The organism is Mesorhizobium sp. L-8-3 (assembly GCF_016756615.1).
GTDB lineage: Bacteria > Pseudomonadota > Alphaproteobacteria > Rhizobiales > Rhizobiaceae.
Window position 1 is genome coordinate 7511590 of record NZ_AP023262.1, and the last position, 12485, is coordinate 7524074.

A 12485-nucleotide genomic window follows, 5' to 3' on the forward strand; every position below is an offset into this window, starting at 1 on the left:
AAGAACGAAGTGTTCCGCCTTTCCGTAAACGGTTGAAACTGTTTGCTTCAACAGCCCGCCCCTGGGCATCGCGCTTTTCAATCGCACGCCGGTTCGCTGCGCTCCGATGGGGCGGCCTGGCCGGTCGACGGGCGGTCGCGCTTGCGAATTCCCTCGAGTTCGATTTCGCCGGCCAAGGGCACCGCTCTCAGGCAATCTTTTCGGGCTTTTCGGCGCATTCCATGCAAGCGAGAAACTCTTCGCGCCGCGGTGCAGGTCACCAATCCTCGTAGGCCGGGCAGCGATCGGCCGGGATTTCGGACAAGAGAAAGGTCTTGTCGTCGATGCCGGGCTCGAGGTCGATGCCGCTTTCATCGTCGCACCCGTCGCTCATGCGAATGCGCCCGGTTGCTTCGAGATCGACCAGCAACTGCCCTTTCTTCGCTGCCTGCCGGATCAAGACCGCGCCGCCATCGCACTCCACTCCACAATGGATGTTCTTCCCATCCTCTGCAGGCACACATTCGCCGCCGGCGGCCAGTTCCTGTCCGCTCCGCATCTTCGCGCGGAGTTCGAAATAGTAGTTCCGCTGCCCCTTCGGGTAATACTCGTCGGGATCGTGGGCGTGATAGGCCAAGCTGAACCCGATCGATTGCACTTGCTGATCTGGATGCGCCTTCAGATGGGCGCCGTCGTACTGCCTCGCAAAGCAGATGCGCGTTCCAGGTTCTGGGGGCAACAGTCGAGCGATCTGGCCTTCCTTGCCCGGCTCGATCGGCTGCGCCAGTGCGGAAAACGCCAATGAACAACCCGCCGAGAGAGTGAATGCGGCGACAGAACGCAAAATCATAGATCGTTTCTCGACAATGGCGGAGCAGGATACCGGGGCGAAGATCGCTTCCCGCACGATATCCGGTCTTGCGGCATCGGCAAGGCATCCGATCGGCCCACCGTCGCGACGCAACGGATCGTTTGCTTCACGCAATGAGGGCGGGCTCGCACCATATCCGATCGACGGATGACTTACGACGATGCCGCCGCGCTGCGCGAGGGCGTCTGCGAGACCGACGGGGGCAGGCTGGCCGGCGGCGGCGATGGCGACGCGCGGCGGTGCGACGGCGGAAACGCCAAAGCGCGGTGAAGGTTCTCCAACACGCTTCCGGATGGCGGGAAGAACGGCTCGCGAAAGCGCGTAGGCTGGCGCTCCCGAAGGAGCATTGCCTGAGTCCGCCAGCCCGCGCTCTCGCCCGAAGGCTCGTCGCGCGGGCCTTCTAGATAAAAGCGGTCCACCCTGTCGACGCACGATTTTGAAATTGCATGAAATATGACGTGACCGAATTTCATGCCAAAGATTTTCATGTCTACTTTTGACATTTCAAAGTAATATTTCAAGTCACCACTCGAATTGGTCACCAAAGATCTCCGTTCATATACACGCCAATACCGCCGACGCGCCTGACACCCGCACCGCAGGACGGGCGGACCGACGCCGGCGGAGGCTCCTGAGCCCTTCGCCACGGATCAGCGCTTCCCGAGTTGTAACTACAGTTTTACTGGCGCGGCGCGGAGGCCGGGAGTAACCTTGAAGATATCAGGAGGTCATGGTCATGCGTTATCTGGCCATTGCGATCGCGACCGGGCTTGCCACCATCGTGTCCGGCTGCACGACAAGCTATCTCGACAGCGTGAACTATCTCGGCAGCGCCGGCACGTACGAACCGGGCTATCGCTACACGGGCTACGGTCCGGCATATCTCGGGCAGACCGGCCTGTATGGGCTCAGCCCCGGGACGGCGCGTGTCCAGCGATCCGACCGCGCCCGTCTCGCCAGAGACAATGCCGAGCATAACTACGGCCGCTGAGGCCGAGAGGACTACGGGTCAGTCCGTCGGCCGCGCAGCGGCCCCTTCGCCGAACGCCGCGCACGCGTGCCGTTGCGGTGATTTCGGCAATCCGGCCGCGTGACCTTGTCGCGCCACGCCGGGTCCTCGCTCGAATCCGGCCTCAGGCCTCAATCCGGATTCACGTTTGAATCACGCACGCCGGAAGACGTTACCCAACGTAACAACCAGGGAGAGTGGGGCGCTCACGGACGCCCCGCAATCGAAGCCCGAGCGCGCCAATTCCAAAAAGGGGCGGCAGGCGCTGCTGGGCACCGGGGACGGAGCGCTGCCTCCCAAGCGTCTCCGTCCCCTCCGGCTTCACGCTGGGTTCACGTAGTCCGAGTTTACTTGCTTCCGGGCACGCAAAGGACGAGACTTGGCGGACCCGCCAGGAACAACGCTTTGAGGAGTGCCTTCAGTCAACGGCGATCAGCATTCGCGGCCTGTCCGCGCCAGCCGACCGTGTGTCGTAGAACTTCGGGGGTGACAAGTCATGACCGACGCAAGTTTCGCAACCAAGGCCCGCGCCTCGACCGTTCGGAAAAAGGCCAGCACGCTGCAGTCTGGTCGCGTGTCTCTCTCACGTCTCCCGGTACAGGGTTTCGCGTCGAACCGGGATGCCGCCGGGGGCTGCTACTTCGAAGAATACGAGATCGGGATCGGCGCCTGGAAGGCGACGATCGTCAAGGTGCTGGACTACGGTTCAGGCCGCACGCGGCTTCGGGCGCGATACGAAGCCGACCAGAAGGCCGGACGGCCCGAGCGGCAAAGGCGGCACAGCGTCCGCCGCCGCCGAGCGAGGCGCTACGTCGAAAGTTTCTGAACGGGAAGCCGCCCCTTCGCGTCGCCGCGCTGGATTTCGCGGTGACGAATGCGGCACCCGGCGCCTCCTGCGGGCCGATCCTGAAGACATCGACCGTCATCTGCGCAATGCGCCTCGGGACGTCGAGATCATCACCTGGGCCGGCCAAATGGCCAGGGGACCACGTCCGGACGGAGCGGGCCGGCCGCGGCTTGTCGTCAAACGCCAATCCGAAACCTGCGGCCAGCGGTTTTCGTAGCTTGATCGAGATCAAGGGAATATCAGCGCTTTGCTGCTCGTTATCGAGCGCGGCGAGCAGCGTGGCATTTTGCCCCCCTTGGCACGATGGACGCCTCCCGGGGCAGCGACTATGATCTCGGCCAACATCGGAAAGGCATCATGAACTACCAGCGGTTCTTCGAAGAAGCGATCGATCAGATCCATGCGGAGCGGCGTTACCGGGTCTTTGCCGACCTTGAGCGGATCGCCGGTTCCTTTCCCCGCGCCATCTGGCGCTCCGGCGACGAGGCCAAGGAAATCATCGTCTGGTGTTCCAACGACTATCTCGGCATGGGACAACACCCCGATGTCATCGCTGCGCAGCAACAGGCGGCCGCCCGGATGGGCACCGGCGCCGGCGGCACCCGCAACATCTCCGGAACCAACCATCCGCTGGTCGAGCTGGAAATCGAGCTGGCCGATCTGCACGGCAAGGAATCGGCGCTCGTCTTCACCTCCGGCTTCGTTTCGAACGAGGCCGCCATATCCACCATCGCGCGGCTTCTGCCCAACTGCCTGGTGCTTTCCGACGAACTCAATCATGCCTCGATGATCGAGGGCGTGCGCCGCTCCGGCGCCGAGAAGAAGATCTTCCGCCACAACGACGTCGCGCATCTCGAAAGCCTGCTCCAGGCTGCGGGCCGCGAACGCGCCAAGCTGATCGTCTTCGAGTCGGTTTATTCGATGGACGGGGATATCGCGCCGATCGCACGGATCGCCGACCTCGCCGAGAAATACAATGCGATGACCTATATCGACGAAGTCCATGCCGTCGGCATGTATGGACGTCGCGGCGGCGGCATCACCGAGCAGGAAGGCCTTGCCCACCGGATCGACGTCATCGAAGGCACGCTCGCCAAGGCGTTCGGCACCATGGGCGGTTACATTTCGGGGCCGCGCACCGTAGTCGACGCGGTGCGCTCCTATGCACCCGGCTTCATCTTCACCACGGCGCTGCCTCCGGCGATCACAGCGGCCGCGACAGCCTCGATCCGCCATCTCAAGCAGTCGGGCGCCGAGCGCGAGGCGCAGCAGCGGCAGGCCCAGCGCACCAAGGAGGTCCTGTCGGCGGCCGGTCTTCCGGTGATGCCGTCCTCGACCCATATCGTTCCCGTGCTGGTGGGCGACCCCGAGCTCTGCAAGATGGCGACCGACAGATTGCTCGGGCTGCACGGCATCTACATCCAGCCGATCAACTATCCCACCGTGCCGCGCGGCACGGAGCGGCTGCGCATCACGCCGACGCCGTTCCATTCGGATGCGCTGATCGCCGAGCTTCGGGATGCCCTGGTCGAGACCTGGGACGCCATCGGCATCCCCTATGGGTCGGCCGGCAAGCCTTCGATCGCCAAGACCGACCGCATCATCCCGCTGCTGGTACCCAAATCAGGCGGCTGAACCCCGGCACCGCCGGGGTCATGGCGACCGGCCTGGTGTCACTCGCCTTGCCGAGGCCTCCTGGCCAGAGGATCGTGGCGCATGCCGCGTCACAGTCCCCGCACCCAGGTGGCGATGCGGCCGGCCGCTTCCTCCAACTGGTCGAGGCGGCGGTGAAAGCAAAGCCGCAGAAAAGCCTCGCCGCCGACCCCGAAGGCGGTGCCCGGCGCCAGCCCGACATTGGCGTGGTCGACGATGTCGAATGCGGCGCGACGCGAGTCGGCGAGACCTTCGATCGCAAAGAACAGATAGAAGGCGCCCTGGGGAACCGTGAAACGCGCCCGCCCGGTCTCACCGAGGATGCGGCAGACGAGGTCGCGCGCCTGCCTCGCGCGCTCGACCTGCCCGGCCACGAAGCCTTCGCCCTGGTCCAGCGCCGCGACCGCGCCGCGCTGCATGAACTGCGCGACGCCAGAGGTCGAGTATTGGATCAGGTTCTCGAACATCGCCTGCAGCGAAGGGTGGACACGAAGCCAGCCGACGCGCCAGCCGGTCATCGCCCAGTTCTTCGAAAAGCTGTTGACGAAGAGAATGCGGTCCTCGTCAGCCATGATGTCGTAGAAGGACGGCGCGCGGCCCCCGCCGTAATGGAACAATGCGTAGATCTCGTCGGCAATGATCCAGAGGCCGCGTGCCCGAGCAAGATCGAGGATCGCCTGCAGCGTCGCCCTGTCGGCGGTCCAGCCTGTCGGGTTGGAGGGCGTGTTGATAAAGATCGCCCTGGTGCGGGGCGTGATCGCCGCCGCCAGCTTCTCGATGTCGAGCGCCCAGCCATTGGCGGTGTCGTCGAGCGGCACGGGGACAGGGCGCGCGCCGGCAACGCCCGCCGCGGCGGTGAGATTGGGCCAGGCAGGCGACAGATAGACGACCTCGTCGCCGGCCCCCGCGGTCGCCTGCAAAGCGAGCTGGATCGCCTGCATACCCGAGCCGACGACCATGAACTCCTCGTCGACGAAACGCCTGCCGAAATGCCTGCGGTGATATCGGGCGAGGGCGTCGCGCAGTTCCGGTATGCCGCGCTGCCAGGTGTAGAAGGTCTCGCCGGCATTCAGCCCGGCCACGGCGGCCGAACTGATGAAGTCGGGCGTCGGCAGGTCGCCCTCGCCCGCCCACAGCGGGACCAGCCCGTCCTTGTGCCGGCCGTGGTTCATCACGGCGACGATGCCGCTTTCCGGCGCCAGCCGTGCTTCGAGGCGCATCGTTTCGCTGAGGGTCATGTGGGTCGTCCGCGGTCGAATGAGTCGGGAGCACAATCCGTCAATACGCCGGATTTTGACAGGCCTCCGGCGGATATGGCTTTGGTCCAGGCAGGCCCCATGCCAACGGTCGATAAGATCGACCGTTGGACGGCGTCAAGGCGTCACCCGGTGTCGACAGGATTCGCAATGCGCGTTCTCATACGCATGCGGGTGCCTGTGCATCGCCTTCGTCACGGATCACGGCAAAGGGGGACGCGATCGAAGGCCGCGCCTTCCATACGTCGTCCGCCAGCCTCGCTGCCCCGGTAGCTTCCAGGGACGGTCGCAGCCCCAGCGCGGCTTGAAATGCGCCAGACCGGGGCAGATCGCCTTCGCCACGCGAACGCCGGTTTCGGGGCGCGATAAGTCCCGGAACCAGGCGCTCTCTCCCGTCGCAGCGGACATTTCCTCGACGAGACCGGGCAAAGTGCCGACCATCCCCGAGGCCTCCTCGGCAATCGTGCCGTCTTGTCCGCAAAGAAAGTCGAGCCTCTTGATGTCGCTCTCGACAAGCCATGTCGCGAGACGGAGGTCGGCATTGCTCATAGGCATATTCCGGGCTTTCCGGATTTCATGCGCGTCGAGCGCAAGCTCGGTCTGGATCATCTCGAGAAACGACGACCTCAGAGCATCCCCCAGGACGAAGGCGGCTGCGAACCCTACGGCGATCTGTTTGCCGTTCCGGTCGCACGACAGCGCCGCCACCGCATGTGCATTCCGGAAGGTCGAAATATCCAGGAACCACACCCGCCTGCCGGTTTGGTCCCGATGTTCGGCAAGCGCCTTGCTCAGATCGGGATCGCCGAACAGGCCGGGTGAAAGACGAGTGCGCACGCAGCCTGGCCACCACCAGATTCCGGTTGCATCGCGTTCGACGAGTTCCAGGACGGCGCGCGACTGCGCCGCGCGCCAGGAAGCACCGGCAGCGCAGCCATTCGAGTCGGCGTTCAGGCTGCTGTCGCCGTATACGGCCTCGCCAAACCCGCCATGACAGAGGAATGCCGGACAAAGCGCGATACTGGAACCATCCAGATCGCTGACGGTCGACCACAGATCGGGCCGCGACAACTGACCGGCCGGCGGAACGGCGTCCCAGTCGGCCCACAGGCGATTGTAGCGATCGCGGTGACGGACCTGGGTCGCAGAAAAGCCCAGGATGCGGGCCGGCGGCAGCATTCGCAGATCTCCGGCCTCGGAACTCCGGACGAGCTTGGCACCATCGGCCCGCTGGTGCATCCAGCTATGCGTCTCCACCGCCTCCCCGAGGCAGCTCAGCACCGCCCTGGCCGGATCGAAACCCTTCCCGCTCGCCGTGACCTCGCGCGAGCCGGCGCCTTCGCCGAGTCCGAGCCTCGTGGCAGCAATGAAGCCACCCGGAACATCGAAGATGTCGACGGTCATTTGGCAAGCAGCGGCGAACCCATAGAGTTCGCGACGGTCGGCCGTCGTCCCGCTCCCGGCGGGCCCCGCCAAGCCCAGTTCCGTCAGGTCGCGAAGCACACGGCCATCGTCGATGACCGCTCGCTGGCCGAAATCTGCTGGTGCATCTCCTGGAGGAACAGGCCCAGCGCCGAGGAGTTCCCAATGTTTCCGTTCAAGCCGCACGCCCGGTCCGCCATTTACCTCAAGATCGAATCTGGTCTAAAGTAGCATGAGGGCTTGCTCCTCTTCGACCACTAGCCATAGAGGTCCAAATGTGCTCCCGTACCGACCGGCGCGCGATGCAGCTGGTTTCCGCGCATGAATCGTGTGGCTGTTTCGCCGTTCAACTGAAAATCCCTGCCGGTTCAGACTAGTCCTGAAGAAAGTTCGTGGTGGTGATGTCGACATCAGTTGTCGAAAAAAGAGCTCAGGAAACCGCACCACGGAAGCGTCTCGCAATCAGGCTCATCGGTGGCTTCGAAATCCGCAGCTCGGACAAGGTCCATGCCCTCGACAAGCGGAAAGCGGGCGCAATCCTTGCGTATCTCGTGCTTAACGCGCAGTCGCACGAAACGCGTGGGCGGCTTTCGGCGCTGCTGTGGAGCGATCGGGACGAGGAGCATGCCCGGGCCTCGCTGAGACAGTCGATCCGGGACCTCAAGCAGATCGAGACCGCGACAGGCGTGGACTTTCTCGTCGTCGACAAACATTCCGTCGGCATTGATCACGACGCATTGGAAAGTGACGTTTCGGCGCTCCAGAACGCGCTCGACAGGCGGAATTTCGCGCAAGTCGATGTGTTGCTGGCGCGCGGCCGCGAATCGTTGTGCGAAGGACTTCGGGATTGCGATCCGGTCTTCGACAACTGGATTGCGATGACATCGACGCATTGGGCGGATCGCGTTCTGGACCGACTGTCCAAATCGCTCGACATGCCCAACCTGACTTCGGCCGAACGAAAGACTATCGCCGGTTGCGTGCTTCGCCTCGAACCGTTTCACGAGGCAGCCGTGACGGAGATGCTGCGCGCTTTGTATCGGGAGGGCGGTTACCCTCGGGCACGCGTTTTCTTCGAACATTATTGCGCTGATCTGAGGTCGGAGCTCGACCTTTCGCCACCCAGAGAAATCGTGCGACAGTTCGAGCAGTTCAAGGAGGCCGCGGACGCTCCCTCGGGCACGACCATCAGTGTGCCCGGCTTCGAAGAAGACGCTGCTTCCTTGTCCAGCGCGGTCGAGCGGCCGACAATCGTGCTTGTCACGGAGAAACAGAGAGCAAGCCACGCTCACATCCAGTTTGCGCTGGTGAGCGAACTCTCCGCGTCCCTTTCGCGCTTCAGGCATTGGACCGCGATCCATGCCGAGGTGGATCGAACCCTGATCCGCTCCGGCAGGGTCGACGAACTTCGCAAGGTCACGAGCGGACACGCGGATCTTGCGGTGGTAATAACGATGCCGGACGAGCCCGCCGAACCGTCTTTCGAAATCCTGTGCCGCGATCTGGCGACGGGAGCGATACACTTCTCGACGACCGCGCCTTCTGCACCCTCTGCATGGCGGACGGTGTTCAATGAAATATGCGCGCATGTCGCGTCGCGCCTCCAGATCGCCATTTCGACGACACGACTGCACCGACTCGACGAGCAATCGCCCAACTACGTGTCCGCATATGACAGCTGGCTCGACGGACAGCGTCTGTCCATTCTGTGGCGCACCGACACCGAAGCGGCCGCCATTTCCCGCTATGAGGAGGCGATCCGTCAGGATCCCAAGCTCGCTTGTGCTTATTCGAGCCTGGCAGGGATACTGAACTCGCGCTGGATCGTCCTGCCGGGATACCCCTTGGACGGCGCGGATCTGGACCGCGCCTTCGAGCTTGCCAAGACCGCCGTCATGCTCGACCCACTCGACCACCGGAACCAGGTCAACCTCGCGTGGAGCCATCTGCTGGCGCGGCGATGGGAGCTTGCCGATTTCCATTTCGGGTTGGCCCATGATCTCAATTCGGCCAACCCGGCGACACTAATGGCATATTCGATCGCCAGCGCATTCATGGGCAACCACGAGCGGGCGACGCAGCTATCGGAACGGTCCTTCGAACTCAATCCATTGCGCGAGCCGCACTATCACGGTTATCGGGCCACGGTGCTGTTCCTGGCCGGCGACCTGCGGGGATGCATCGAATCCGTCGAGCAGAGCAACGACCTTTTCCCCGACATTCGCGGCTGGTCCGCCGCGGCACACGCACTGCTCGGAAACGACGCGAAAGCCGGCACCGATTTCCGCCTTTTCCTCAGGAGCGTTTCGGCAGCCTGGTACAATCGCGAGAGGCCGACGCGCCGCGAGGCGACCGAGTGGTTCAAGAATGTCTTCCCCCTCCGGCTCGAGGCCGACCGGGAAAGACTTGCGGAAGGGGTCGATCGCGCCGCGCGACTGGCGTGACGCGATCGGCCACATCCGTCTCCGCCCCTTACTTGCAGCGGGTCATGACATAGTCGCCCAGGCGGCTGGTATAGGCGCGCAGGCGACTTGCCCGTTTCTCGGCGTCCGTCAAGCCGCCGTTCGGATCAAACGTATAGTGATCGGGGAAGATGTATTCCTCTCCCGGCCCGGCCGCGGGCGCAATCGCCTCGACCGTCTTTTCCACGTCTCCCGTAAAGGGGAAAGCGATGTTGACGACGTTGTCCTCATCGAAATGGGCAACGATGGTGATCTCGTCCCAGGTCTTGTCGAGCGGCGTCATGAAGGCCCGCAGCAGGTCCTTGATCTCCTCCTGCGAACCGTTCTTGAATACCTCGATGAGGGCGGGATCCTTGATCGTGTTGCGGATGAAGTTTCCCAACGCCTCAAACTGTATGTCTTTGAATTTCGCCATTTCTCCCTCCTTGATCGTCAGCTGGCAATGTCCCCGGTCCGTCGATGCACGCGCGCCGATCGGGCCGGATGGATAAAGCGGTCGAGATATCCTGCGAGTTGCTCGTCGGTGACGAGCCGGTCGTCAGCCATGCGGATCAGTCCGGGCAGGTCGTTCGGTTCGACGGCAAGGCTCAGCGACCCCGCACGCATCTCATTCTCGTCGGTCTTGAACAGGGCGGACGCGACAGTAGCGCCGACGATGTATGAACCGACGGGACCCAGCCGGTTGCCGTCGTCGCCCAGGACGGACGCCTCCTGCAGAATGTAGTAGGAAAGTGGCGTTTGGGCCAGGAACTCGGGATATGCCTGCAGGATCTTGACGAGCTCCTTGGCGACATAACCGTGTCGCGCCACGTTCCTGGCGGACGGAAGGATATCCGGTCCCGTCAGGACAGGCACGTCCAGGCTGGTCGCTGCCAAGGCCTCGCCGACGGCCTTCGCGACAGTCTGCCCGGAAGGGAGTCCGAGGTGATAGCAGCGCCAGCAGTCCATGAACGCGATGGAACGGGGCGTGCCGTCGAGATCGGAAGTGTGCGTGACCGTTGCCAGTTCGAGCGCGAGGAACGGTCCTATGCGGCGGGCGTGCTGCACCTGCGCGTCGCCCCCGACAAAACGGCTCCAATCGACAATCCAGTTCTCCCTGACCGGAACGTCGCCGTTGGAGCGCTGGCTGGAAAAGGACAGGATCTGACGCAGCGTGCCGGGGTTCTCGTCGAACGATTGATTGATACGGTACCGGTTGCGCACCATGCCGTGGGCGAAACGCGATGCGCCGAACGAGAATTCCAGCGGCAGATCGGAGAGCGGCCTCAGTCGCGCGAAGCCCGGTCCTCGGAAATCGGGCCCGCCAAAGAAATGCTCCCACACCGTAGGTGACAGGATCCGACGCATGTAGTCGTCGACGACGACGCGGCGATAGACGCTGGTGAGAAAGGCACGCGCCCGCTCGAAGGCGTCCAACGGCGTGGCTCCCTGATCCCGGATCTGCAGGTCGACCAACCTGTTGTGAGCCTGCATCAGCGCGCACAGAAGCTGTGAAAGGATGAGGTTGTCGTCGTTTCTGGGGTCTGCGACCAGGGGACGGTAAGGTGACTTGCGCCCGCACACCGCAAGGAAAGCGCCACCGGCGTCGATACGCGGCAGATCCCTGCCCCTGCCCCCCGGATCGACGGCACGAATGACGGTCGGATCGGCCACTGCAGGCAATCCCATCGGGAACCGGCACGGGGTCGTATCGATAGCGGATGCGGCATCGTAGAGATGGGCATCCACGGTCGGACCACGGCCATACAGTCCCGACAGATCGAGACCGACCGTCACGGCATTGTCGACCGAATGTTTCCCTGACGCGCCGGCGGCTCCGAAAACGCGGCTGAAGACGATGTCGTGAAAAGCGAACTGACCGAAATATGTGTAGGCTGCCGGCGTTTCGCTCCCGTCGTCTGGATCGCGGGGACCGAGCATGCGGCTGGAAATGGCCTCGAGCGCCTTTTGAGTGCGTTCGACCGGCGTGTCGTCGCCTTGGGCGGCCATCAACGCGATGGGCTTGTCCACCAGTTCCGGAAAGAGATGCCTGCCACGCAGCACCTCTCCGGCGCCCATCTGTCCGCCCGGACTGGCCGGGCATCCGGAAGAGCGTGTCGAATCGTAGACCCGACGCTGGTTGATCAGGGTTTCGTAGGTCGAATCACTCCCGTGTCCCATCAATGGGCCCGTTTCCTGTCCAGAGCGCGCCGTTATAGGTTGTGCGGCCTTGCGCCGCCTTCGGATTGCCAAGCCAGGCGCTGCCTCGCATCCCGATCAGTACCGATCCCAAGCCCTCGACCGCCAAAGAAGGGCCCCACGAAATTGACGGCCATCGGCGATCGAGCTTCCCGCTGGTCTTAAGATATCGGCGTGAAATCAGCGTGAATCGCGAGAGAGCGGTTTCTCACAGCCAGTTCGGCCCGAAAATCGCTACCGATTCAAGCCGATAAATCCGCAGGAGTTCTCGGCGAGAATTCGCGCCGGAGCACCGCGCGTACTTTCGCGGCAATCCTACTTTTTGGCGAGAAGGTCGCGGATTTCCGTGAGCAATTGGACATCCGCGGGCGGGGCGGAGGGCGCCGCTTCCTGTTCCTTGACCAGCCGTCGACGCATCGTGTTCACGCCCTTCACCATCAGGAAGATGATCCAGGCGAGGATCAGGAAATTGATCACCACAGTGAGGAAACTGCCATAGGCGAAGACGGCCCCCTGCTTGCGCGCCTCCTCGAGAGAATCCGCAGTGACGTTGCCCGACAGTGGAAGGAAATAGTTGGAGAAATCGAAGCCGCCGAAGATTGCTCCGACGATCGGCATGATGATGTCGCCGACGAGCGAATTGACGATCAGGCCGAAAGCACCGCCGATGATGACGCCGACCGCGAGGTCCATGACATTGCCCTTGGAGATGAACTCCTGGAATTCCTTCAGCATTCGATCCTCCTGAAGCTGCCCAACGACCGCGCCGGCCACGATTCGTCCGACCCTGTCCACGCCATAACAAAAC

The 12485-nt window shown here is 63.3% G+C and carries 12 protein-coding genes; 4 read left to right on the forward strand and 8 right to left on the reverse strand.

Translation table 11 applies throughout. The features are described from left to right. Positions 1-256: 256 nt before the first annotated feature. Together JN302_RS34750 and JN302_RS34755 are read right to left on the reverse strand one after the other, a co-directional pair. Positions 257-964 (reverse strand): hypothetical protein, encoded by a 708-nt coding sequence (locus JN302_RS34750; protein WP_202330595.1) that lies wholly within the window; start codon positions 962-964, stop codon positions 257-259. Between the two features lie 38 nt (positions 965-1002). After that, entirely contained in the window at positions 1003-1392 is a 390-nt protein-coding gene (locus tag JN302_RS34755) for a hypothetical protein (protein ID WP_202330596.1), read from the reverse strand. A 194-nt stretch (positions 1393-1586) separates the two neighbouring features. On the opposite strand from JN302_RS34755, the gene JN302_RS34760 reads away from it, so the two are divergent. The 3 genes from JN302_RS34760 (at position 1587) to hemA (ending at position 4341) form a co-directional block, all read left to right on the forward strand. Beyond that, positions 1587-1841: a hypothetical protein gene (locus tag JN302_RS34760; protein WP_202308852.1), complete on the forward strand. Its 255-nt coding sequence runs from the start codon at positions 1587-1589 to the stop codon at positions 1839-1841. Between the two features lie 514 nt (positions 1842-2355). After that, entirely contained in the window at positions 2356-2685 is a 330-nt protein-coding gene (locus JN302_RS34765) for a hypothetical protein (protein WP_202308853.1), read from the forward strand. Between the two features lie 378 nt (positions 2686-3063). After that, entirely contained in the window at positions 3064-4341 is a 1278-nt protein-coding gene (gene hemA / locus JN302_RS34770; protein WP_202330597.1) for a 5-aminolevulinate synthase, read from the forward strand. Between the two features lie 89 nt (positions 4342-4430). Here the strand turns inward: hemA and JN302_RS34775 are convergent, their stop codons facing one another. From JN302_RS34775 to JN302_RS39475, 3 genes are all read right to left on the reverse strand, one after another. Continuing rightward, positions 4431-5597, reverse strand: coding sequence for a pyridoxal phosphate-dependent aminotransferase (locus JN302_RS34775; RefSeq protein ID WP_202330598.1), 1167 nt, complete (start codon positions 5595-5597; stop codon positions 4431-4433). A 219-nt stretch (positions 5598-5816) separates the two neighbouring features. Next, entirely contained in the window at positions 5817-7019 is a 1203-nt protein-coding gene (locus JN302_RS34780) for a YcaO-like family protein (RefSeq protein ID WP_202330599.1), read from the reverse strand. Positions 7020-7447: 428 nt separating this feature from the next. Next, positions 7448-8041, reverse strand: a complete 594-nt coding sequence (locus JN302_RS39475) for a hypothetical protein (protein ID WP_244846099.1) — start codon at positions 8039-8041, stop codon at positions 7448-7450. Between the two features lie 129 nt (positions 8042-8170). Between JN302_RS39475 and JN302_RS39480 the strand changes: the two genes are divergently transcribed. Then, entirely contained in the window at positions 8171-9481 is a 1311-nt protein-coding gene (locus JN302_RS39480) for a tetratricopeptide repeat protein (protein WP_244846100.1), read from the forward strand. 28 nt (positions 9482-9509) lie between these two features. On the opposite strand, the gene JN302_RS34790 is transcribed toward JN302_RS39480, so the two are convergent. The 3 genes from JN302_RS34790 to mscL all read right to left on the reverse strand — a co-directional run bounded on the left by JN302_RS34790 (position 9510) and on the right by mscL (position 12412). Further along, positions 9510-9914: a hypothetical protein gene (locus tag JN302_RS34790; protein WP_202308858.1), complete on the reverse strand. Its 405-nt coding sequence runs from the start codon at positions 9912-9914 to the stop codon at positions 9510-9512. A gap of 17 nt (positions 9915-9931) precedes the next feature. After that, positions 9932-11659: a peroxidase family protein gene (locus tag JN302_RS34795; RefSeq protein WP_202330601.1), complete on the reverse strand. Its 1728-nt coding sequence runs from the start codon at positions 11657-11659 to the stop codon at positions 9932-9934. 333 nt (positions 11660-11992) lie between these two features. Continuing rightward, positions 11993-12412: a large conductance mechanosensitive channel protein MscL gene (gene mscL / locus JN302_RS34800; protein WP_202308860.1), complete on the reverse strand. Its 420-nt coding sequence runs from the start codon at positions 12410-12412 to the stop codon at positions 11993-11995. Positions 12413-12485: the final 73 nt, after the last annotated feature.